General features: G+C 35.7%; 21 protein-coding genes and 1 other annotated feature. Of the genes, 2 read left to right on the top strand and 19 right to left on the bottom strand.

Annotated features, from left to right (window positions below):
- Nucleotides 1-51 precede the first annotated feature (51 nt).
- Nucleotides 52-268 (bottom strand) — a binding site (T-box leader).
- 64 nt (nucleotides 269-332) lie between these two features.
- The 10 genes from FHY60_RS07150 to FHY60_RS07105 form a co-directional block, all read right to left on the bottom strand.
- A complete protein-coding gene (locus FHY60_RS07150; protein ID WP_139904328.1) occupies nucleotides 333-4,619 on the bottom strand; it encodes a 2-hydroxyacyl-CoA dehydratase in 4,287 nt (1,428 codons plus the stop codon).
- A 78-nt stretch (nucleotides 4,620-4,697) separates the two neighbouring features.
- Complete coding sequence (locus FHY60_RS07145) at nucleotides 4,698-5,312, bottom strand: V-type ATP synthase subunit D (protein WP_139904327.1); 615 nt, start codon at nucleotides 5,310-5,312, stop codon at nucleotides 4,698-4,700.
- A 13-nt stretch (nucleotides 5,313-5,325) separates the two neighbouring features.
- Complete coding sequence (locus FHY60_RS07140; RefSeq protein WP_139904326.1) at nucleotides 5,326-6,708, bottom strand: V-type ATP synthase subunit B; 1,383 nt, start codon at nucleotides 6,706-6,708, stop codon at nucleotides 5,326-5,328.
- A complete protein-coding gene (locus tag FHY60_RS07135) occupies nucleotides 6,705-8,492 on the bottom strand; it encodes a V-type ATP synthase subunit A (protein ID WP_139904325.1) in 1,788 nt (595 codons plus the stop codon). The genes FHY60_RS07140 and FHY60_RS07135 overlap by 4 nt, the downstream gene beginning before the upstream one ends.
- An 11-nt stretch (nucleotides 8,493-8,503) precedes the next feature.
- Nucleotides 8,504-9,112, bottom strand: coding sequence for a V-type ATP synthase subunit E (locus FHY60_RS07130; RefSeq protein WP_163215860.1), 609 nt, complete (start codon nucleotides 9,110-9,112; stop codon nucleotides 8,504-8,506).
- 10 nt (nucleotides 9,113-9,122) lie between these two features.
- Nucleotides 9,123-9,431 (bottom strand): V-type ATP synthase subunit F, encoded by a 309-nt coding sequence (locus tag FHY60_RS07125; protein ID WP_139904323.1) that lies wholly within the window; start codon nucleotides 9,429-9,431, stop codon nucleotides 9,123-9,125.
- 11 nt (nucleotides 9,432-9,442) lie between these two features.
- On the bottom strand, nucleotides 9,443-9,868 hold the full coding sequence (locus tag FHY60_RS07120) for an ATP synthase subunit C (protein WP_139904322.1): 426 nt from the start codon (nucleotides 9,866-9,868) through the stop codon (nucleotides 9,443-9,445).
- A gap of 19 nt (nucleotides 9,869-9,887) precedes the next feature.
- Nucleotides 9,888-11,894: a V-type ATP synthase subunit I gene (locus FHY60_RS07115; RefSeq protein WP_139904321.1), complete on the bottom strand. Its 2,007-nt coding sequence runs from the start codon at nucleotides 11,892-11,894 to the stop codon at nucleotides 9,888-9,890.
- A gap of 16 nt (nucleotides 11,895-11,910) precedes the next feature.
- Nucleotides 11,911-12,957, bottom strand: coding sequence for a V-type ATPase subunit (locus FHY60_RS07110; protein ID WP_139904320.1), 1,047 nt, complete (start codon nucleotides 12,955-12,957; stop codon nucleotides 11,911-11,913).
- Nucleotides 12,958-12,960: 3 nt separating this feature from the next.
- A complete protein-coding gene (locus FHY60_RS07105; protein WP_139904319.1) occupies nucleotides 12,961-13,284 on the bottom strand; it encodes a hypothetical protein in 324 nt (107 codons plus the stop codon).
- Nucleotides 13,285-13,564: 280 nt separating this feature from the next.
- On the opposite strand from FHY60_RS07105, the gene FHY60_RS07100 reads away from it, so the two are divergent.
- A complete protein-coding gene (locus tag FHY60_RS07100; protein ID WP_139904318.1) occupies nucleotides 13,565-13,924 on the top strand; it encodes a tetratricopeptide repeat protein in 360 nt (119 codons plus the stop codon).
- Between the two features lie 6 nt (nucleotides 13,925-13,930).
- On the opposite strand, the gene FHY60_RS07095 is transcribed toward FHY60_RS07100, so the two are convergent.
- The 3 genes from FHY60_RS07095 to FHY60_RS07085 are packed head-to-tail and all read right to left on the bottom strand — an operon-like array spanning nucleotide 13,931 to nucleotide 17,001.
- Nucleotides 13,931-15,085: a transglutaminase domain-containing protein gene (locus FHY60_RS07095; protein ID WP_139904317.1), complete on the bottom strand. Its 1,155-nt coding sequence runs from the start codon at nucleotides 15,083-15,085 to the stop codon at nucleotides 13,931-13,933.
- A gap of 16 nt (nucleotides 15,086-15,101) precedes the next feature.
- Nucleotides 15,102-15,743: a recombination regulator RecX gene (gene recX, locus FHY60_RS07090; RefSeq protein ID WP_139904316.1), complete on the bottom strand. Its 642-nt coding sequence runs from the start codon at nucleotides 15,741-15,743 to the stop codon at nucleotides 15,102-15,104.
- 13 nt (nucleotides 15,744-15,756) lie between these two features.
- Nucleotides 15,757-17,001 (bottom strand): M16 family metallopeptidase, encoded by a 1,245-nt coding sequence (locus FHY60_RS07085; RefSeq protein ID WP_139904315.1) that lies wholly within the window; start codon nucleotides 16,999-17,001, stop codon nucleotides 15,757-15,759.
- A gap of 325 nt (nucleotides 17,002-17,326) precedes the next feature.
- Between FHY60_RS07085 and FHY60_RS07080 the strand changes: the two genes are divergently transcribed.
- Nucleotides 17,327-17,827 (top strand): QueT transporter family protein, encoded by a 501-nt coding sequence (locus FHY60_RS07080; protein WP_139904314.1) that lies wholly within the window; start codon nucleotides 17,327-17,329, stop codon nucleotides 17,825-17,827.
- Nucleotides 17,828-17,898: 71 nt separating this feature from the next.
- Here FHY60_RS07080 and rd read toward each other — a convergent pair whose 3' ends face one another.
- The 6 genes from rd to FHY60_RS07050 form a co-directional block, all read right to left on the bottom strand.
- Nucleotides 17,899-18,063, bottom strand: a complete 165-nt coding sequence (gene rd, locus FHY60_RS07075; protein ID WP_139904313.1) for a rubredoxin — start codon at nucleotides 18,061-18,063, stop codon at nucleotides 17,899-17,901.
- A gap of 111 nt (nucleotides 18,064-18,174) precedes the next feature.
- Complete coding sequence (locus FHY60_RS07070; protein ID WP_139904312.1) at nucleotides 18,175-20,505, bottom strand: transglutaminase-like domain-containing protein; 2,331 nt, start codon at nucleotides 20,503-20,505, stop codon at nucleotides 18,175-18,177.
- A gap of 25 nt (nucleotides 20,506-20,530) precedes the next feature.
- Entirely contained in the window at nucleotides 20,531-21,691 is a 1,161-nt protein-coding gene (locus FHY60_RS07065) for a DUF58 domain-containing protein (RefSeq protein ID WP_139904311.1), read from the bottom strand.
- 3 nt (nucleotides 21,692-21,694) lie between these two features.
- Complete coding sequence (locus FHY60_RS07060) at nucleotides 21,695-22,624, bottom strand: AAA family ATPase (RefSeq protein ID WP_139904310.1); 930 nt, start codon at nucleotides 22,622-22,624, stop codon at nucleotides 21,695-21,697.
- Nucleotides 22,625-22,880: 256 nt separating this feature from the next.
- The gene (locus tag FHY60_RS07055; protein WP_139904309.1) at nucleotides 22,881-23,585 is read right to left on the bottom strand and encodes a DUF4956 domain-containing protein; all 705 of its coding nucleotides are present in this window, start codon (nucleotides 23,583-23,585) and stop codon (nucleotides 22,881-22,883) included.
- Nucleotides 23,578-24,363 carry a polyphosphate polymerase domain-containing protein gene (locus FHY60_RS07050; RefSeq protein ID WP_243122248.1) on the bottom strand — a complete coding sequence of 262 codons (786 nt, stop codon included), beginning with the start codon at nucleotides 24,361-24,363 and terminating at the stop codon, nucleotides 23,578-23,580. The genes FHY60_RS07055 and FHY60_RS07050 overlap by 8 nt, the downstream gene beginning before the upstream one ends.
- Nucleotides 24,364-24,399: the final 36 nt, after the last annotated feature.

Below are 24,399 nucleotides of genomic sequence, written 5' to 3'. Positions count from 1 at the left end.
GTTTATTAGATAAATTTTAATAAACCCATTAATAAAAAAGAGTTTTCATCCAAAAAGGACGAAAACCCGCGGTACCACCTTTATTCCCACAAAATAATGGGCTCTCAAAAACTAACGGTTGAAAACCGTCCTTGCCTACTCACTAAACTTTCAGCAAAGAAGCTCAAAAGCTACCTTCAAAGTGTACTATATAAAGGGTCTTGCAGCCTACGAACCCTTCTCTCTAAATACAGCAACTACTTTTACTCCTCTTTATCAATGCTTATTTATCCTATGTAATTTTATTCACTATAATTATAAACTTTATTCCTTATCTGTCAAGAACAAATTAATTAAGCTTTGCTTCCCGCAACCTCGTCAACAGCAATATTCTTCTGTAGTTCCTCTGCCCCTTTAAGCTCCAAATTCTTAAAGGCGGCTGCCAGCATTAATTTTATTCGGTTTAGCTGATTTACTTCACTGGCTCCGGGATCGTAATCTACTGCAGTTATATTGGCCAGCGGGTATCTTTCCTTTAAGGCCTTAATCATTCCCTTACCAGTTACATGGTTAGGCAGACAGGCAAATGGCTGCATGCAGATAATATTTTCTACACCGCTTTCAATAAGTTCAACCATTTCCGCCGTCAAGAACCAGCCCTCCCCGGTCTGATTTCCCAGTGACAGTATCTTATACGCTCCTTCCGCTAACTCCTCTATAGATCTTGGAGGTTCAAAGCGCTTACTTTTGCTTAGGGCTTCTTTCATATGTTTTCTATAAAATTCTATGCCTTTGACCACCACACTTCTTGCCAATTGTGCTTTTTTAGTCCCCTCCAAGTAGTTATACTTAAAGTTTGCATCATAGGAGCAATAAAGTAGAAAATCTATAAGGTCCGGCATCACAGCCTCTGCTCCTTCATTTTCAATTATCTCAACTACACTGTTATTGGCAGTTGGGTGGAACTTAACCAGTATTTCACCTACCAGTCCAACCTTAGGTTTCTTCACGTAACACAGTTCCAAGCTGTCAAAATCTCTGACAATACTGTAAATATTGTTTTTGAAGGTTTTATGGTCTCCACTTCTTACCGAGGCTTTACATATTTCTACCCAGCTCTCATACAAAGCATTGGCAGAACCTTTAATTTTTTCATAGGGCCTTACCCTATATAAAACCCTCATGAGTAAATCTCCATAGGTTAAAGCAATCAAGGCCTTGTTTATAAGTCCCGGTGCTATTTTAAATCCTGGGTTTTTTTCTAGTCCTACAAAATTTAAAGATATTACAGGAATATCTGTATAGCCAGCATCCGCCAAGGCCTTTCTCAAGAATCCGATATAGTTAGTGGCTCTGCAGCCTCCGCCGGTTTGTGTAATCATCACTGAGGTATTCTTTAGATCATACTTACCAGATTTTAAGGCTTCAATAATCTGGCCTACCACTATTATAGAAGGATAGCAGGCATCATTGTTTACATATTTTAACCCTTCCTCCACCGCATTTTTATCAATGGACGGTAATACAACCACATTATAGCCTGACTCTCTGAAAGCCACCTCTAAAAACTGAAAGTGGATAGGAGACATCTCAGGTGCCAGGATGGTGTGATTTTTCTTCATCTCCTTTGTGAAGGGTACTCTTCTGTACTTTGTCAGCTGAGGCTTCCTGATGTAAGAGTTTCTTTCTCTCTCCTCCATAGCAGCCTTTAAGGATCTGATTCTTATTCTGGCAGCTGCCAGGTTGTTGCCCTCGTCAATCTTTAATACAGTGTAAATTTTCCCCTTTTCCTGCAATATTTCCTGAACCTGGTCTGTGGTTACCGCATCTAAGCCGCAGCCAAAAGAATTTAACTGAATTAATTCCAGATTATCCTGGGAAGCCACAAAGGTTGCAGCCCTATATAGTCTGGAATGGTAAACCCATTGATCTACTACCCTCAAAGGTCTTTCAACAGTAGCCAAGTGACCCACGGAATCCTCTGTTAACACGGCCATACCAAAACCTGTAATAATATTGGGTATGCCATGGTTTATTTCAGGATCAATGTGATATGGGCGTCCACTAAGCACTATGCCCTTCTTACCCGTCTTCTTTAAGTATTCCAAAGTTTCTTCTCCCTTAGCCCTTATATCTCGCTCAAAGTTATCTCTTTCACTCCAGGCCGCTTCTACAGCAAGATCAACTTCTTTCCGGGTAAGGTTAAAACTCCTTAATTCGTCAAAAATCCTCACTTTTAGTTTTTCCTTATTATTTAATGAAAAGAAAGGATTCATAAATAGAATTTTTCTTTCCTTTAAAATATCCATGTTATTCTTAATGACTTCAGGATAAGATGTAACTATAGGACAGTTATAATGGTTGTCCGCATTTTTATCCTCCTTCCTCTCAAAGGGGATTGAAGGATAAAATATAAAATCAATACCTCTGTTAAATAAACTCATTATGTGTCCATGAACTATTTTGGCTGGATAGCATACAGATTCTGAAGGTATTGTCTCAATTCCCAACTCATACACTTCCTTGGATGACCTTTGTGAAAGCTCTACTCTAAAGCCCAAGCTGGTAAACAGTGTAAACCAGAAGGGATAATTTTCATAGATATTTAGAACCCTAGGTATACCAACTGTACCTCTTTTCGCTTCTTCCTTTTTCAGCGGTTTATATTTAAAAAGCCTCTTATACTTATAATCATAGAGGTTAGGTATTTCCTCTTTTTTCTCTACAATGCCCAGACCTCTTTCACATCGGTTTCCGGATATGAATTGTCCCCCATCATTGAAAATATTGATAGTTAACAGACAATTGTTTCCGCAAAGGCCGCAGCGTTTCATAGAGCTTTCGTACTTGAAGTCCTCCAACATATCTTCCCCAAGGATGCTGCTTGTATGTCCTTCAGACCATCTTTCCATGGCAATCAACGCTGCCCCAAAAGCCCCCATAAGGCCTGCAATGTCAGGACGTACAGCATTTCTGCCGGCCACAAGCTCGAAACTTCTAAGTACCGCATCGTTGTAAAAGGTACCTCCTTGCACAATTATCTTCTTTCCCATTTCTTCCGAGTTTCTAATCTTAATAACCTTTTGCAGGGCATTTTTTATTACCGAATAGGATAGACCTCCGGATATATCTCCCACAGAGGCTCCTTCCTTTTGAGCCTGCTTGACTCTGGAGTTCATGAAAACAGTGCATCTTGAACCAAGGTCCACCGGATGTTGAGACTTCAAAGCTTCCTTTGCAAAGCTATCTACAGACATACTCAAGGAATGGGCAAAGGTTTCTATAAAGGAACCGCAGCCTGAGGAACAAGCCTCATTTAATAAAATACTGTCTATAACCCCATCCTTTATTCTCAAACACTTCATATCTTGTCCACCAATATCTAATATAAAGTCAACTCCGGGAAGGAAAAAATCTGCTGCCTTATAGTGAGCAATGGTTTCAATTTCGCCGATATCTACTTTTAAGGCCTCCTGGATTAAAGCCTCACCATAGCCGGTTACAGCAGCATTAGCTATTACCACCTTTTCTGGCAGTTTGCTATACAGGTCCTTTAATATAAAAACAACCTGATTCAAAGGACTTCCTTGATTGCTGCCATAGTATGAGTATAAAAGCTGTCCCTCATCACCGATGAGTACTGCCTTTGTTGTTGTAGATCCCGCATCTATGCCTATGTAGGCCTTTCCTGAGTAGGAGGTTAAATCTCCCCTTACCGCTCTATGTTCCTTATGTCTTGCTTTAAACTCCGCCAGTTCCTCTTCATCCTTAAAGAGGGGTCTAAGTCTTGGGATTTCTACATCTTTAACCTCACCAATGGACGATACCCTGTTTATAACATCGGAGAAAAGCTGCGGCAATAGGTCTGAAGACTTAAGTGCTGCACCCATGGCTACAAAAAGTTGAGAGTTTTCAGGAAAAATAACCTGTTCTTCGTTTAAGTTCAAGGTTTCTTTAAATCTTTTTCTCAGTTCAGATAAAAAGTATAAGGGACCGCCTAAAAAGGCAACATTTCCTTTAATTGGTTTCCCACAGGCAAGACCGCTGATAGTTTGATTTACTACGGATTGAAATATAGATGCTGCAATATCTTCTTTGGCAGCTCCCTCATTTAGTAAGGGCTGAATATCAGTCTTAGCAAAAACCCCGCAGCGGGCAGCTATAGGATAAATGACCTTATAATTCTTGGCCAGCTCGTTTAAGCCTAAGGCATCGGTTTGGAGGAGAGAGGCCATCTGATCAATAAATGCCCCGGTTCCCCCGGCACAGGTCCCATTCATCCTCTGCTCTAGTCCACCTTTAAAATATGTTATTTTGGCATCTTCTCCCCCTAACTCGATTGCCACATCAGTTTCAGGTATATAAGTTTCAACAGTATGAGTACAGGCAATAACCTCCTGAATAAATGATATATTCATCCATTTTGAAACAGACATTCCTCCGGAGCCTGTTACCATAATCGTCACTTCACTATTTGAAAACCTATCATATGCTTCCTGAAATAAATCTATTATGGTCTTTTTTATATCAGAAAAGTGTCTCCTGTATTCGCTAAAAACTATTTTATAGTTCTTATCTAATATTACCATCTTAACTGTGGTTGATCCTACATCCATCCCCAAATGATACTTTTCCTCCATTTAATCTACCCCACTTGTAATAAAAAAATATATTCTTAGCAAATTCTAACACCAAAAAATTTCAGAGTCAATTAACTATTAACTCTCTTTATTGTTCTTAACCACCTTGAGTCTGAAAAAATCCTCTCTTTCTTTCTCCTCCAGTACTTCTCCAATATACTTTACGATCTCCTTGAATTTAGGAATTTGTATATTTTCCAGTGCATTAGCTCTTTTTTGGGTCTTCTTGATCTCCATGGCCAGTTTAAAAATGGCATTTTCCACTTCTGCCAACTCATAAATAAGATACTTTACCTCATTAAACTTTTCGTAGGCAAGGTCCATAGCAGAATTGCTCCTATAAAAGCCATATTCAGGCTGAATTTCTTTCTTGGTGTACCTTATATGAGGAACCTCAACGCCCATAACACTTTTATATATAATGTCAAAGTTTTTCTCCTCTGGTATTGCTAAGGCTATATCCTCTACTGTGGAGATTCCTACGGTAATATTAGCCTTTCTCAGCGCATCATATGCAGCTCCGAAAATGTCATTTACACTATTTTGAAGCCTTTCTGCCCTATCAACATAAGACATCATCTCTCGAATAAGTACATTTCGTTTTTTATCCAAAAGCTCATAGCCCTTTTGGGAAAACTCCAAAGAGCTCTGAGCACTTATGAGATTGGATTTGGTAGGCGCAATGTTTTCCATGTGTAACCCCCTTTTACTGATTAAGAATTAAATAGTATTTTTCAATAATGGCTGGGCTGATTCTGTCAAGTTCCGTTTTAGGCAGTATTGAAAGTACCTTCCAGGCTATGTCAAGAGTTTCTGTTATGGTTCTGTTTTCCTCATAGCCTTGTTTTAGAAACTTCTCTTCCAGGGCTCTGCCAAATTCCATATATAACTTATCTGTATCTGAAAGTTCATCTTCCCCTATTACTTGAGCCAGAGCTATTATTTCCTGTACTCTGGAATAGGCTGAAAAGATTTGGCTGGCCACTTCTGCATGGTCTTCCCTGGTATATCCTTCACCTATGCCATCCTTCATCAGTCTGGACAGTGAAGGCAGTATATTCACCGGTGGATATAAGTCCTTTTGGTACAAGGCTCTGCTGAGAACTATTTGGCCTTCAGTAATAAAGCCCGTTAAATCAGGTATGGGGTGTGTAATATCGTCATTTGGCATGGACACTATTGGTATCTGAGTTATTGATCCGTTTTTCCCCTCCATCATACCGGCTCTTTCATAAAGGGAGGCCAAATCTGAATATAGATATCCGGGGTAGCCCTTTCTGCTAGGCACTTCTTCTTTTAAAGAAGATATTTCTCTCAAAGCTTCGCAGTAATTTGTGAGGTCATTCATGATTACTAAAATGTGCATGCCTTCTTCAAAGGCAAGGTATTCTGCTGCTGTAAGGGCACAGCGGGGTGTTGTAATTCTTTCAACAATTGGGTCATCAGCCAAGTTCATGTATGTAACCACTCGGTCTAATACTCCGGCTTCTAGAAAGCTCCTTCTGAAAAAATCTGCATCATCATGTTTTAGGCCCATGGCCGCAAAAACTATTGCAAAGTTTTCACTATTGGCTCCACTGATGGTCGCCTGTCTAATAATCTGAGAGGCCAGTTCGTTATGAGGCATCCCATTACCAGTAAATATAGGCAACTTCTGCCCCCTTATGAGTGTGGTTAAACAATCTATGGAGGAAATTCCCGTCTGGATATAGTTTCTTGGATATTTTCTGGCAACTGGATTCATTGGCCTACCGTTGATGTTATATTTTTTGCTGCTGTAGATTTCATTTCCTCCATCCCGTGGAGCACCGATACCATTAAATTCACGACCCAGTATTTCTCTGCTCAATGCTATTTCCAGGGGACGTCCGGTGAAGGTAACAGCACAGTTGTCTACAGACATCCCTGTTGTTGCCTCAAATATCTGAATGACAACCTTGTCTTCATATATTTGAACTACCCTTCCTTTTTTTCGGTATCTTCCCTCTACAACTATATCTACCATCTCGTCATAGGCAGCATTTTCAACTCCTGAGAGTATTAGAAGAGGACCTTTTATCTTGTCCAGGATTAAGTATTCCTTTTTCAAAGCAGTCCCTCCTGTTCATAATTCTTATATAGCCCTTCATAAAAACTTTCTATCCTATTCTCAAGTTCATCTAGTTTTGATAGATCTGTATTGGAAACATTGTATTTCATTTTATTGATCTCTTCAAAAATGCTCTTATCCTTGACCTTGGAGATGGGAGCTCCAATTTTTATGTTCTTGTATGCCAGGTCATAAAATTTCTCAATGACCTTCAGCATTTTATATTGCTTATTCAGCGGCACATAAGTGTCTTCAGCATGATAGGCATTTTGCTGAAGAAATGCTACCTTTATGAGTTTAGCTGTCTCCAAGATCAGTCTTTGATCATCCGGCAGCACGTCCTCGCCAACCAGCTTTACTATCTCCTGGAGTTTACTTTCTTCCGATAATATCTTCATCATTTTATTTCTTGAAGGTATCATATCCTTTGCCACATTTTCCTCGTACCATTCCTTTAGCAGTGGAATGTAACCGCTATAGCTGGATAACCAGTTTATTGCGGGATAGTGTCTTGAATAAGCCAGTTTTCTGTCTAGACTTAAAAAAGCACTTACAAATCGTTTTGTATTTTGGGTAACAGGTTCAGAAAAGTCTCCACCGGCAGGGGATACTGCCCCTATTACTGTTATGGATCCATCAGTTCCATTTAAATTCTCAACATATCCGGCTCTTTCATAAAATTCAGCCAACCTAGAGGATAAATAAGCCGGATATCCCTCCTCCGCAGGCATCTCTTCCAATCTTCCGGAAATCTCCCTCAGTGCCTCAGCCCATCTGGAGGTAGAATCTGCCATTATTGCTACATGAAGTCCCATATCTCGATAGTATTCAGCAATTGTAATTCCGGTGTAGATGCTGGCTTCTCTTGCAGCAACCGGCATATTTGAGGTATTTGCTATCAAAACCGTTCTTTTCATCAAGGGGAGTCCGGTTTTAGGATCCACTAACTTAGGGAAATCTTCCAACACTTCTGTCATCTCATTGCCTCTTTCTCCGCAGCCTATATATACGATGACATCTGCATCAGACCACTTGGCAAGCTGGTGTTGGGTCATGGTTTTTCCCGTACCAAAACCACCGGGTATAGCAACAGTCCCTCCTTTAGCTATGGGAAAGAAAGTATCCAGTATTCTTTGACCGGTAATCAATGGTATTTCTATGGATTTTCTGCACCTTACCGGTCTGGGAACTCTGACGGGCCACATCTGATACAATTTGAGCTCTTCTGTTCCATAGCTATGCTTTATAGCTATTATCTTTGTTTCTATATTATAAGATCCACTTGGCAGTGCTTTTGTTACTGTGCCTTCCATCCCCGGCGGTAACATTAGCTTATGCTTTATTAAAGGCGTTTCCTGAACAACAGCATATACACTGCCCGCTTTAAGATATTGGCCTTCTTCAACGGTTACTTCTACATCCCACAATTTATCACTGTCCAAGGTTATAAGACCTATGCCCTCAGGGATAAACCCCTGAGAAATTTCATCTATTCTCAATAGTGGCCGTTGTATACCGTCAAAAATATTGCCCAGTATACCTGGCCCAAGCTTTAAACTAAGTGGTCTTCCTGTTGCGGTTATTTCCTCCCCAACCTTTAGGCCAGCGGTTTCTTCATAAACTTGTATAGTTGCATTATCACCTTCAAGTATTATTATTTCGCCTATTAACTTTTTCTCACCAACCATAACCATCTCTCTCATGCCAAAACCTGTCATCTTCTCAGCCACAACTACCGGTCCGTTTATACCACATATATAACCTTTTTTATTTCTACCTTCCACCGCTTTCCCCCCTATCTCAAGCTCTCGTTGATACTCAACCCTATAAAGTCCCTTAACTGAAGCAACTTATTACTCAAGGAATTGTCAATTCTATATTTTCTATCGCTATCTTCTAGGAGGAAGCCACCTAAAATATCATTCTCAGCTTCCCTTATCACTATTGCTACACCTTTACCACAGCAAAAAGAAATTATTTTTTCACTGAGCCGCTCCCCATCTTTTCTCGTCAGATATAAAATGTAATTATCCTCTCCCAACTTATCTATTACATCTTCCAACAACTTCAAAGACAAGTTCTCATATTCAGCTGTTTCTACATAGTCAAGTATTCTTTTTTCCAGGGCCTGGTTGATTTGCTTCTGCATATCTTCCCTAAGGGACATTTGCATCTGCTGAAACTTGATTTTCTCTTTTGATATCTTTTCTACCGCCTTTAACTTGGCCTTTTTAGAAGCTTCCTTTATCTCTTCCTGGGTATTCTCCTCCAAATGTTTCTTAAGTTCCTCTAATTTCTGTTCTCTTTCCCTTTCAAAGCTATCAAATTCGGCTTGTTTATCTGCCTTAATCTTGTCGTATATAATTTTTGAAAATAGTCTGATTTTATCTTCAATAGTAGTCAAATATATCACCTCATATTTTTAAGCCTATTGAATCCTTAATATAATTTAACATTGCATCTTTTCCCTTATAGCTGCCATGCCTGTCCGGTATCTCAACTATAAGCGGCAAGGTACTTCTTAGCTTTATTTCCCTTAACTTGTCCTGCACAACAGCAGCGGCTTTTTCAGTTAAAATAATGATTCCTAATTCCTTATCCTGTATGAGTTTATCCATTATGAATTCAATTTCGTCCTTATTGTGCAGTACAATACCATTGATTCCTGCTATCCTTAGTCCAACGTAAGTATCCACATTATCACTGATCAAAAATGTCTTCATTTAAAATTCACCTATAGAGTATTTAGTATCATAATTGAAATAATAAGACCGTAAATGGCAATACCTTCTCCTAGTCCCACATAGATAAGTGTCTTACCAAATAGTTTAGGATCTTCAGAAACAGCGCCCAAGGCTGCTGAGCCTACAGTTCCAACCGCATAACCTGTACCTATGGTCGCAAGGCCCGTACTCAAGGCAGCAGCCAAATAGCCTAAGCCTTGTGGATTTGAAAGTCCTGCATCACCAGCTGCCCTTACCACATCGGGTATCAATAAAATCAAGGCTCCGCACATAACCGGAATAAACATTGCGAGATTGATGCCTATTGCCTTTTTTAGCCGTGCCTTCCCACACAAGTCCGCCTTAGATTTTTGAACCAAGCCATAGGTCACTGTTGAAACTACTAATATAAATGTTAATAAAGAAATTATAATCATACTTATCCCTCCAAATATTTTAATTTATAAAGCTGTCGTTTATTTTTACTGCTTGAAACTCTACGCCGCCCCCTTCAAAATACTTGCTGAAGAGTTCATAGTACTCTAGCCTCAAGCCCTGGATAAATACTATCAAGCCTTCAAGGCCTATGATGACAATATTACCAAGTATATACATAAAAATACTACCACTGCCCCGCATCATCTTGGCTAAAGCAGTAAAAGCCATAAATAGTCCCACGTGGTTTAAAGCAAAAGCACCCACTCTTATAAATGAGAGAATGTTAGAAAAAAGGCTTATTAAGACTTCTATTATTCCGAAGCCTCCTTCTACAAAGTAATCTGTCTTACTTTCTTCAAACAAGGGCCTTTTGCCCTCAAGCAGATTCCCAAGCGGCTCATGCAACAGCATAAGCACCAAAGCCAGTATGAAAAATGTGATCCATAGTTTGTCACTTATCATATATAATCCTTGAAATTTACTGTAAGCAAAGGCTAGTACTGCTATAAAGAACAGCATTCCTACCAGACCTTCCTTGCCAAATATCCCCCTCTTAGCATCTCTTTTTTTATAGCTGTTAATTAAACTGTATATATAACTGATGATAAGTAATATGCAGCCTAATATTACTCCGTAAAGGAGAGTATCCATTATGTTTTCCATAGGTCTTATGAAAAAATGAGGCATCTCCTCAGTGCCTAAAAGTTCTGCCAAAAAATGAGGAAGTTCTTCAAAGCCAAAGACACTGCCGTAGGCAAAACCAAAGATGGTAGAACTTATTCCCATTCTAAGTAGAACCCCACCTAGGTTGGGACGTCTCATCTTATGCATGAGGAAAATTCCAGCCAGAACAAAGATTAATCCTTGTCCCACATCACCAAACATAGCACCAAAGAGAAGCATATAACTTACTGCTAAAAAGAAGGTTGGATCAACTTCGTCATAGGATGGAATCCCATACATAGCCACCATGCTTTCAAAGGGCTTAGCTAAAACATTATTCTTTAAGCAGGTTGGTGGAACTATACTCTTACTTACTTCCTTGGCTTCCTTTTCAGTAATGATAAGTCTTTCCTCACAAAAACTAAGTTCTTTTTTAATATAGCTTACAAATCTCTGTGGTATCCAACCTGAAAAGTAAAAAAAATCATTTGTGCAAGCCATTGTATTCTTAATTTGGTTGCTTTTAATCTCTAGTTCTAAGCTCTTATCTAAAATTGCAACAATCTCCATGTTCTCTTTTATTATTTGTTTCAGGCCTAAGTCCAATTGTTGAATTTCTTCATTTAATGTCTGTAGCTTTTTCTGCAGTATTTCTATGATTTCTCTAGGAGTTCCCTTTTCCACCGGTGGCTGGGGTATTAATTCGCAATTCAGTGATTTAAATATTCTATGAGCTTCAGCAATTAATATGTAAGGAGTAAAAGCAAATATTATCTCGTAACTTACATCCTTATATATGCTGATAGCAATGGACGGTATATTTTCATAATTAACTTTTAGTTTTTTCATATTTTCTGTAGATATTTTCATAACCCTAAAATCCATGTACTTAAGGTTATTTATATCTTCTAATGAAATGTCCAGATCATTTATAAATTTCAAGTTCTTTAAAATCTCTGTAATCTTATCTTTTTCAGCCTGTTTACTTAAGAACTTCTCATAGGCATTTTCTATCTTAAGAGATAGGCTAAAAATTGATGATTGAAGCGTCGAAAAGTCATAGATTAATTCCTTATTTTTTAATCCATGTATTTTAACTTTGGGACATATGCTTTTTATTTTCTCCAACCTACTTTCTAGTTCTGTATAATCTCTTTCTGAACTATAGGGTCTAATATAACAAACGTCCATCAAGACCTCAAGGTTGTCCTCGGTAGTCTTCACAGTGAAATCTGTGGTGTCTATTTCTTGAATAGCACTAACTGGTTGCATATAACCAGCTTTTACAATTGTCTTGGACACCTTGTCTATATCCGCCATATGACCCACCATATTTAGCATTACCATTTTTTCAATCGCCATTTTCTCACCCCATAATTCAAATTGTCGCAGTAATAAACTGTATAATGTCTTCTCCAAGTTGACTATATCTTTTATTTTCAACAATACTGATTATGTCCCTACACTCTAGCAGCGCCAATTCAAGGTATGCCAATACCACAGAGATATTTCTCTTAAACTCTGAACTATATTTTAAATATATCTTTTTTAAATATGCCAATATTTCTTTTTCAAGAAGGTATTCCTGGAAATTGCTCCTGTAGAATACTTCTTTATAAATGGTACTATTAACCCTATTATAGAATTCCTTAAGGTCTCCACTATAGCATAAGGCCTTTATATCTTCTTTTTTTAATCTCCATCCATCATATATAGTGTAGTTAAATAATATTTCAGGCTTTAATTTATAGTATTTAATCCCCCTAAATATCCATTGTATATTAAGAAGGTCTGCATAAGTACCATTCAACTTCCTAATTACATCTCTGTCCTCCTTAGGAAGCTTTTTTATGAATTTTCTGAGCATTATAAAGTAGACAAAGTCCAAAGCCATTTCTATTTGAAATAGGCTTTCCTTCTCAACATCTTTAACCAAATTTGCTATGTGCTTGTAATATACAGTTCCTCTAAGCTTTTCCACAACTTCACCAACACTATTGGCTTGTAACAACTCATTGTAGTCTACAGTGCTCAGCGAACACTGAAAATTAAGCATGTTTAATAGTTCATCATTTTCTCGCTCTATGTATTTTCCTCTTAATATAATTTTAATGTCCTCAACTTCGAAACGTATAAAAATAATTCTCAAAAGTTTTTTATAGTCTTCACTTAAATAATGCATAAGCTTAGTAAAATTTCTAATATAATGCTTTTTCAAAATAACTTCCAGCTGACCCCTATGCAATTCTTCAATAGTGTATCCCTCTAGTGCTTCACTGTACTTTGTACTTGTTTTTAAAAATCTTAGAGCCTCTTTATAACTATTACAAGCAATGAGCTCACCTATTTGCTCCTTTGATAATAATCGCCCTTCCAAAGCCTTAACCTTTGTATTCACCGCTGAAAATTCTACAACACTACCCATAAGCTACACCTGTTTAAAAGAGTCTAACAATCTTTCAAATACTTTTTCTATTATTTCATCCTTAATATTGAGAAATGACGCTGTAAGTTCTTCAAGTGCTTTCTTTTCTTTTGCATGTATATTCATTATCTCTTGGTCTGCACGGTTCATTTCTTCTTCCCAAACCCTTTTCCTTTCCTCTTGGATAAAGGCAAAATTATTCTCAGACATGGCTTTCATCTCATTTTGAAGGTCTTTTCTCTTTCTTACAAGAATTTCATCATTTATTTTCCGAAAATTTTCTGCATCCTTGTCAATGGCAATGATTTTTTTGATTGTCTCTTCCACAGTAACACCTCCAAACACAATTTAAATAGTGATACACACATATACATTAATACCGTATTATCCCATTTAATATTAAGTTTATTACTTTTGGACTAACTTTTAAAGCTGCACCTGGTTCCAATTATCAAGGAAAATCTTTATAAATTCTTACATTGTTCTCATTATCATGATTTTTTGTAGTATTAAGTATATTTTTTTCAATACAGACAATAATCTAAATGTAATATGCTTGTAAATCAGGAATATATTATTATGTAGAACTAATTACGGGAGGTTTTCTATGAATTACTTCGAAAAGGCAAACGAATACTATAATATTAAAGACTATAAAAAAGCAATTGAATTTTATGAAAAAGCTATAGAATATAAAGAAAATGAGTCCGCTTCTTTTTATAATTCAGGAGTATGTTTTATAAAATTAAAAGAATACGAAAAAGCAATAAACCTATTAAAACGTGCCATTGAACTTCGCAGAAACAGTAAATACTTTTTTAACCTAGCCTACTGCTATGCCATGTTGAAGGACACAAAAAAGGCCCTTATATATTTTAATACAGCATGGAGTTTAGACAATAATGATAAAGATTGTGAAAAAGCTATTCAGCTAATTATTCAAGGATATAAAAAAAATCCCCGTTAAAGGGATTTATCTCCATTCTCCAGCTATTGAAGAATTTCTATGATCAAGACCAAATCTGCTGCTGTCAAAGTAGTTGCCACCTTTGTAGAAGGTTGTGTCCACATTAATCCACTTACCATATACCAATACTTGATTCCATGCATGGGTAATCCAACTTACTCCATTAAAACCTTCACCTGTAATCATTCTTACATCTAGGTTAACAGCCCTGCACATAGCAATGTAAAGGCAAGTGTAATCGAAACATATGCCTTTTTTTTCATTATAAGCGGCTATAGCACCAGATTTCACTGAAAAGTCATTATTTAATATTCTTGTGGCCTTTTCATTGTCGTATTCTAAATTCCGGCCAATCCACTCATATATTATTTTCGCTTTTTCATATTCACTGTCCACATCAGCTACAAGACTCCTTGCAAAACTATCAATAGCTTCATTTGATTGTATACCTTCATCCAAGGTAATTCCGTTATAATATATAATGACACTGTCACTGCCGCCTATGCTCTTAGCCGCTTCCTTTACCTCAATTTTTATGGAGTTATTTATAATATTAGGAATCTGTCGTGCCAGCTTAGAGTTAGCTATTGGTACAATAATATCCTTACAAATATAATTGTATATTTCTGAGCGGGAAAGATAGTCATTAAATTGGGCATTTAAATTCATAAAGGCAGCAATATTAAATAATACAGCTAATAATATAGTGACACATATGGCCCTAGGTATTTCAAAAATTGATGAAATAAATCTTTTAATAGTATTACTCTTATGGCCTAAAGCCCTTTCCAGCACATCAAGAAAAGGAAATATTATCACCATGTTTATAAGATAAAAAAATAGTTTTATAATTTCATATAGGATAAGTACAATGATTGGTAACACAATTAGATACAATAAATAAGGGTTGTCCTCTAATTTATCGGTTATAGTTGGGGGTATTGCCCTGTACATCCTATCATAAATACCATAGTTGTGTTGGACAAATATTCTTCTAAAAAAAAATAAACCGGATATAATGGCAGCAATTAATCCCATATCTCCTTCAACGGAGATAATATCACTTTTTAGCTCTATGGATGAGAAGTTTAATATATACCCCCTTATTATAGGATATAAAAAAGCCATAATGAGAATTACTGATATGGCATTTACCTTCAAAATTTGACCACCACCTTTACTCTTCTATCTGAAACTCCATTACTTTTTCTATTGCCTTCTTTGCGATTTCCCAGCTAAATCCTTTGTTAACTAGGAATCTCAGTAACTTTTCATATATCTTTTTCTTGTCTGTTTCTCTTTTTATTATGGTTTGGTATTTCTTCGCAGCAAGTGACTCTGCCGTATCATCTTCAACACCGGCATCCATCTTAGAGGTAAATTCTTGTATGATTTCTTCATCTATACCTTTTTTAATAAGATCATATTTTAGCTTATTTTTTCCAGACCTCTTCTGTTTGTCCTTAATATACATTTCTGCGTATTTTTCATCATTTAAAAAGTTGTATTCCTTAAGAAAAGCAACTGTGCCTTGTACAGTTGTTTCATCATATCCCTTCTTATATAGCTTATCCCTTAATTCTTTTTCTGTCTTATAACTTCTTTCCAGGTATTTTAGTGCATCATTTTTTGCTTTCATAAGGTTATCTGCAGTGATAATATCCTTAATTTGCTCTAAATCAACCAGTTTAGACTTTTTCAAATCATATTTATAAACAAGCTCTGCATGGCAGCTAAAAGCATAGTCATCATTAATATATACATTTACTCTCTTTGTATTATTTTTTTGAACTTCTAACTTAGTTATTATATTTTCCATAACTGTTCCCTTCTCATTTTTTCGGCTTCAATATATGTATAGCCGGATCCACAAAAACTTCCCTTGCTACATTATATATGTCTTCCTTGCGTATTTCTTGTATCTTTCTCATATCTTCGACAAATTCATAGATATTTTCTCCATCTAAGCACTGGTGTAAAATGTAATTTGCCAGGTCCGTAGAATCTTCTAGAGTAGAAGCAACTGCAGTTTTTAGGACCTTTTTCATCAATACCAGCATTTCATCATCTAATAAAATCTTGCCATTTTTTAATTGTTCTATACAACTATTTATTACTTCAAGGGCTTCTTTTACAGAAGCTTCCTTTACTGCTGTATAAATGTACAAGGTCTTTATTTCTCTGTTAGTATCAAGATGGGTATATACATCATAGGCTAAGCCGCGGTTTTCTCTCAATTCTCTGAACAATATGGAGTTGGCACTTTCTCCAAATTTGTGATTTAATATTCTCAATGCTAACTCTTTGTCCTTATCTAGCCCATAAAAGGTATAGAGATAGGTTATAGTACATTGTTCTATATTACTTTTATAGGTAGTCTTTTTTATCTTTATGTTTTTTTCATGTTCCGGCTTAATTAATTCCACCGGTTTGTACTGCCAAGCCCCAAACAACTTTCTTATTACCTCTAAGGCCTCCTCATGTTTCATTGGAGACACCACTGAAATCACTGTGTTATTAGGCACATAGTACTTATTGTAAAAATTCACAGCCTTTTCTCTATTAAATTTAGCTATAGAGTCAGCTGTACCTATTACATCGTACTTTAAAGGACTGTTTTTAAAACCATAGTTGTTTACCATCCTATAGCTGTAATCCTCAACATCATCACTACTGGACCTGTATTCTGCCATGATAACATCCTTTTCTTTAGCTATTTCCTCCTCAGGAAATATGGAATTAATAAGCATATCTGACAAAAGACTCAAGGCATTTTTCGTTTCTTCTGCTAAAACGGTAACACTGTATACCGTATTTGTATAGTCGGTATAAGCATTATATTCACCGCCAAGAAACTCTAAGGCACTGTTTAGACTTTCATTATCTCTATTTTTTGTGCCTTTAAAAAGCATATGCTCAATAAAATGGGAAATCCCCCTTTCCTCATGGCTTTCATAAAGAGCTCCAATTTTTACACCACATTGTATCGAGGCTATACTTGTTTGTTTTTTAATTGTTACCACTCTTAAACCATTTTCTAAAACTATATCTTTTGCATCAACAATTTTGTAATCCATACTCATCTCCACTACATTTTATTTTATATAAGTATAAAAAGATATTTTTTGCATCAATTATTATCTATCTATTCAATATACACCTTCATATTTTACTAGATTATATTAGGAATTACTACATTATTATAACAAAATAAATCTCATTAAATAGACAAAGTCCTGCATATATTTATAAAATCCGTATTATTGTACATCATACTTATTCTGATATTTTATAATTGACCAAAGTAATAACATCTGATAAAATGTACAAGTATTCTTTAAAAGAATATAGACAGTTCGAAACCATCCTGTCTCTAAAAAAAACTAGGGAGGTATTATTAAAATGAAATTTACAACAAGAAAATTGGTTTCCGCAGCAATGGTTGCTGCAATTTACGCCACTCTGACAATGGTATTATCATTTTCAGGCTATGGGCTCATCCAATACAGAATAGCTGAGGCTCTCACTGTTCTGCCCGCATTTTCCTCAATCCATATTTATTCTCTTTTTGTTGGCTGCATGATTGCTAATTTATTAAGCCCCTACGGATGGCTTGATATAGTAGTGGGTTCACTGGCTTCATTGTTAGCTGCTATTGCCACATATTATATAGGTAAGAGCAAATTAAAGTATAAGAAATATCTTGTTCCAATTCCGTCAGTATTATTTAATGCATTAATTGTGGGTGGATTATTATACTATGAGGGAGTAGCACCTACATTTTTGATAGGTTTCCTACATGTTGGTTGGGGACAAATTGTTTGTGCTTACATTTTAGGAATATTATTTTATACTTTGATAGAGAAGAAAACTATACTTAAAAGAGTTTTTACTGGAATATAAAGCAAATAAAAATAGGTGGCCATGACCACCTATTTTTATTTGCTTTATTATGTTCAAATCTGTTGATTCTATTATTCTTCAACCTCTTCAAACTGATCCTTACCTACACCGCAAAGTGGGCAAAGCCAATCTTCTGGAACATCTTCAAAAGCAGTTCCTGGTTCTACTCCATTATCTGGATCTCCCTCTGCTGGGTCATAGATATATCCACATGCAATACAAACATATTTTTTCATAGTTAACCTCTCCTTTTAAAGTTTATAAAATAGTATTATTATAATTAATATTATATAATAAAAATTCAAATTTATCCAGTATTCTTGCCAAAGTTTTCATAAATATTACATTCAATTTTCTTTAATATTATTCTTTAAGTATGCTCTTATATCTAAATCATATTTTTTCACAATATATGAGAATATATTTTGGCTTCCTCTTATGTATTCTTCAATTTGCTTTAAATACTTCTTTTTATCATAGTTATTGACCTCTGATCTATCACCATAATATTCTTTCTCATATATACCTATAATTTCTTCTAAATATTCCCTTAACTTTTTATCGATTATTCTGCTTATGTATTCCTGGTCTGACAAGTTTGGAGAATTTGCTATCCCAAGTGCAGTTAATCTATTCTTTATATAATAGTACAATAAATTAATCTTGTTATGTTTTAGGATTCGGCTTACTTCTTTCCTATCTCTAATTACTTGATAACTGAAGTAAAGTATTAATAAAAAACCAAGCAACAATAATATTACTAAGCCTACCTTTAATATAGTTTCCAAAAACGAACTGGATAATGCTGATATTTTATTGCCAATATCTTTTTCACTTTCAATTAGCTTAGATAAATTAATTTTATCATCATTCTTCTCAAGCAGCATCTTAATTTCCTTGTTGCCTTGTACTACAATACTGCTGTCAACCCTGTAGTTTGGAGGTGTACACTCTAAGACAGCCCACAGATTATACTCTGCAGAAACTAAGACCTCACACCATGCATGAGCATTATTGCCCCGTACTACATATAAACCATCAGTGTCCATTGTATTTGCCATGCTGAAGCCTTCCACATATCTGGCAGGAATTCCCTCTAACCTACACAAGATCACTGCCGCTGTAGCAAAGGATGTGCAGTATCCTTTTTTCAGCTCAAATAAAAAATAATCTGTAAATTCTTCACCTTTTGGCACATTTGGCACATCTGTTTCATAAGTGTAGTTCTTTCTCAAAAAGTCCATTATTCTGTAAATCTTTCCTTCAATACTAAGGCTGTCGCTAATACCATCGCCACCGGAAACAATTTTTTCAGCCAACTCCTTGGTTCTGTCTGTGATATTATAGGGCAGCTGTAAGCACTTCCAGTATAAGCTTTTCAGATATTCTGCCTGTGTGCTGTTCTCAGGATTGTCCAGTATTAAACCATAATCTAATTTAAGATTTCTGTTATAAAACTCTTCAAAGTTATCAAAACCTGTAGTACTTTCATAGAAACTGGCATTATAATACTTATGGTTAATATTTTTTTCCAATAACATGAAGCTATTGTCTCTAGTTGTACCAATATTCTTTTTATCAGAAGTGACTAAGACGGTGTTATAGGGAGTAAAAAGAGATGTGCTTTTTATTCTCTCGTTATATACCGTTATTTGCTTAGGTTCAGCAAATCCATACTGCAGAGCATCACCTAGTAATTTTTCCTGCACCTTTCTGCTTAAAAGTTTTTCATCGGGCCTATCAGCTATATAATAATTACTGGTAGTTATATTCCACTTTTCTCCGGTGTAATAATCTTTTACTGTGCCCCGCAAATAATAGGCCTTATCACTCTTTACTCTCAGCATTATTTCATTGTTAGCTACTAATGGTCCCCCTAATTTATCTCCGTCACCAAAGCCGTAACTACTGATATCATATAGCTTGGCCATATTAGTATATACATTCTTTAAAATATTTTTTCTCAATATTTCCTGCAGTTCCGATAAGCTTTTTGTCCCCGTTACTTTAACCAGACCAAGTGCTATGAGAAAAACAGCAAGAGATGCTATAATATAATTTTTACACACCTTTTTTGCTTCTACTGAAAATTTTAACCTCTCCCTATCTGCTTGTAGCTTGGTCCTCCTGTAAGTATTCGTAGAAAAGTATAAAATAGAAAGTATAATTAATATAATATAAAATATTCTATTGCCCTTGGAATAATAGGAAACATAAGTTAAATATATAAACTGAGCTACAATAGACCAATTGCCCAGTAATTTCCTGTCTGCAGCAAATACCAAAACGATAATAAAAATCACCAGTAAAAGTGCAACTGGGAAAATATCGTATATAGGTATCTCCTGACTATAGAATATTTTTATATTTGTGTCTTTGATTATAGCAAAATATTCTTGTAAGGATTTGATTCCCCAGGTGCTTACTACTTTTATATAAAAATATACTAAAAGAACAGCAGCAGCAAGTTTTGTATATAACTTTTTAAGGCATACACCATATAGATGTTCTATTAAAATACCTAGCAGTAATACAACAAGTACTATGATGGGATCTATAAATGTAATATTATAAAACTTTGCTGTTAAAATCATATTGATTATTAAGCCAATTACCAATAGTACTTTAGGGGTAATATATATAATATTTTTATTTATAGGGCCTAAGAGTAATTTCATTTTATTCTGCCTCCCCTATATGAGCTTAGGTTTCACAATTCATGATTTCACTTATTCCTGTGCAGCTTATTCCTGCCATCTGCAGTCTACACCTATATTCTTCATTGTTACCAGTCTCAACACAATAGAACACAGAGACATCAAACCCCATATCTCTTAAAGCTAAGGTATTCTCCACTATATTTGCTTTTAAGTCCGGTAAGACCAAAAGCATTTTATTGCTTCTATGAATACGGCTGATGATTGAGTAGATAAACTCCTGAATGCACAACTCTCCATCACTTTTCTCTGTAACAATAAAATCCATAAATTCATCAAAAGTCTGCTTATTCATTACCTGTTTTACCATCATATTCTTTTTGTTGAAATATACATCTGCATTTATCTCTCTTTCAGAAAGATAATGCAGAATGGATGATGCCAACTCTACAACCCTTTCCTCAACAAAAACATCCTCATAATTGTAATTTTCCTTATTCATGTCCACTAAAACTACGTATTGCTCACCGGATATGGTCTCAGTATTCTTAACATATAGTTCTCCTAACTTTGCACTTATTTTCCAATGAACCTTTTTTAAACTATCACCAAGCCTATACTTTCTCACATCTTTAATAATGGACTGGTCTTCGTTGGTGGAATGTTTATCATACTTTTCAAGAAATATGTCTTTTCCACCGATGTCAATATAATCTATCTTATAAATTTTGGGATATACCTTTACATTAATGTTCTTGTCCTCATGCTTAATGTAAGTAAATATTTTAAAGATATCAGACACTTCAATATATGCCTTTCCTATATAATAGAGACCCCTTTTATTAAATGTAATTTTTCTTTTTATCCATTTATCTTCATCATAGTTCATATTTGTTACTTCGCCGGTATGCTCACCTTCACTGTACTTAAGGATATCACTTTTTACTTTCAAGTATGGGATAGGCAGCAGAAAATCAAAATTAAGTTTTATAATACTTTCACAGGAATCTCCAGTGGAATAGTAATCTCTTTTAAACTCAACTTGAAATTTAAGGGCATACTTAACGATTAATATGTATGCCAATGAAAAGAAAGTTATAATAAGAGCTGTGTAAAAGGCCAGATAAAGGAAGTCTCCGCCAATTAAAAGTACTAGTCCCATCATGGTTAACATCAGAACAGCATAATATTTATTGACTCTTATCATAGGCTAGTACCTCGGAATACTGATTCGGTCAAGGATATCACTTACAACATCCATTTCATTCATACTATTAGCCCTAGCCACGGGGGATAAAATAATTCTATGGCATAGTACCTGATATACATTTTTCTTTACATCATCCGGTATAATATAGTCTCTTCCATTAATAAAAGCCATGGCTTGAGAAGTCCTTAATAAGGCGATAGATGCTCTTGTACTTCCGCCTAAGGCAATATATTTGCTTACTCTGCTGTATTGGATTATATTTACAATATAATCCAATAGAGGTTTAGCTGCATGAACCTTCCTCACTTGCCTCTGAAGCTCCAATATATCCTTTCCATCTACGATGGGTTCAAGAGTTTCTTTTCTTTCATTCAAGGTTTCTAATATATTACTCTCCGTTTCAGCATCTACATAGCCTAGCTTCACCTTTATCATAAATCTGTCCAATTGAGCTTCCGGCAACATAAAGGTACCTTGCTGCTCCACTGGATTTTGTGTGGCAATAACTATAAAAGGAGCCTCCAGATAGTAGGTTTCGTTGCCATCGGATACTTGTTCTTCTTCCATAACCTCTAATAGAGCCGACTGAGTCTTGGGCGATGTTCTGTTTATCTCATCCGCCAAGAGTATATTTGTAAAAACCGGTCCCTTCTTAAATTCAAACTGCTGACTTTTCTGGTTGTATATGGATACTCCTAGTATGTCTGAAGGAAGTAAGTCCGGTGTACACTGTATTCTCTTACATTGAAGGTTTACGGTCTTAGCTAATGCTTTTGCCAGTGTAGTCTTTCCCACACCCGGTACATCCTCCATGAGAATATGTCCACCGGCTAAAATGCCCTTTACAATATCAGTGATTTCATGACCCTTACCTAAAATGGATTTTTCCACATTACTGATTATCTTTTTCACTAACTCTTTTTGTATCATGTAGCCCACCTCATTTACATCCTCTTATTCATATTTATTCTAGGAAGGTACATCAAATCCTTCATACTTTATCTGCAATTAACAGATTTTGCATTTTTTATAGATTATATAGAATTTTATAGTAATTTCATACAAAAGAAATACCACAGTACATCCATATCCTAAAGCTTATTTTTTTATTCTTTATATTATGACATAAAAAGCAAAGAGAGGCTTGTTTACCACTAATTAGTGTAAACAAAACCTCCCTCTGCCACTATATGCCTAATCCCTCATTATCTGCATATAGGGATAATGTAATATTTAAATTTCCGTTTCTGGACCTTAAATTATCAAGAAATTCCTTTTGACTTGTTTCGGTATTCATATCTACTGTATAAACAAGCTGAAATAAGCTTCCCAAATCTGTAGTTTTAACTTTTATTAACTCATAGTTCTTAGTATATTTTTCAAAGATGTCATCAAAGACTCCCTCATAATTCAGATTTTCCGGTATTGTTATCTTCAGAAGCTTTTTAACAGTTTTCTTTGCTCCGAAGTTAATTAAGTTTAAGAAGAACATCAGCAGGCACAGGAAAACTGTAAAGAGGACTGCATATCCGAAGACCCCTACGCCACAAGCCAATCCAGCTGCCATAGCAAAGAGGACATAGGATATATCTTTTGAATCACCAGGTGCGCTTCTAAATCTTATGATTGAAAAGGCTCCTGCTAAACTGAAGGCCCTTGCCACATTACTTCCTATCAACAGAACGATTATTGCTATAACAGTAGGTACAATTATCAAGGTCAATGAAAAGTTTTGAGAATAACCACCTTTGTTTGAAGTTTTCATATAGGTAATACTGATTATTGCTCCTAAAATAAAGGATATTAATATAGTTAAAATGGCATCTTTTAAAGAAATTGCTGTGCCAGTTGCTGTTGTGTTGGATAAGCTGTTGTATAATGATTCAAACATATTGCTTTCTCTCCTTCTTTGTTTTTTCTCTAGCTATCATTCTTTTATATTCTGTTCCATACTTAGAAAAACTTTGCTTATATATCTTTTCCTCTGATAATAGCTGTGCAAGCCATAGGGGAAAGGTTTTCTCCGCCTTTATCTCCATGAGCCATTGCCCCTTCTCCAAAAGTCCTTCACCATAATCTCCACTTTCCAATTTGAGATCATACCTTCTGCTTCTAATATTTGTATCAAAGGTTATTCTCAGATCTCTGCTCTCCTTGCTGAATAAAGCCTTTCTGTCATAGGCTAAGTAGAGCTTGGGTTCAACCTTATAGATCCTTAACATATACTCAATTTCCTTAAGTACCTGCTTGTTCATATAATTCTTAAACTCCGGCAGTTTTCCTGTAGCTACAAATTCATAAGCCTCATTTAGCTTTAGTCTGATTCTTCTTTTGTTGACAAGGCCGCAAACTTTTTTCTTTATCTCAAGAAACACCTTTTCATCTTCTTTTGGTACCCCATAAGCCCTAAGCCTCAGCTTTTCTTTATAAGCGGGTTTTGATAAGGAGTTTCTGATTAATTGATCATCAATTGTATCATAATAAATATTGCTTATGGTATAAAACTCATGGTTTCTGTTATATTCATCCAGTTCCATATATTGAATAAGAACTTCTTGGATTCTATCATACTGATCCTGAGATAAAATGTATTTATTTTCTTTTCTGTTAAAGACCTCTATTGCCACTCTAACTCTCCTCTCTGCCGGTGTATTTATGTTTGTCTCCATCTGATGATTCTATCTTACAAAGTTAACCTTAAATAA

Origin of the sequence: Clostridium thermarum (assembly GCF_006351925.1) — a bacterium.
Classification (GTDB): Bacteria; Bacillota; Clostridia; order Clostridiales; family Clostridiaceae; genus Clostridium_AU; species Clostridium_AU thermarum.
This window is presented reverse-complemented; position numbering and strand designations above follow the sequence as displayed.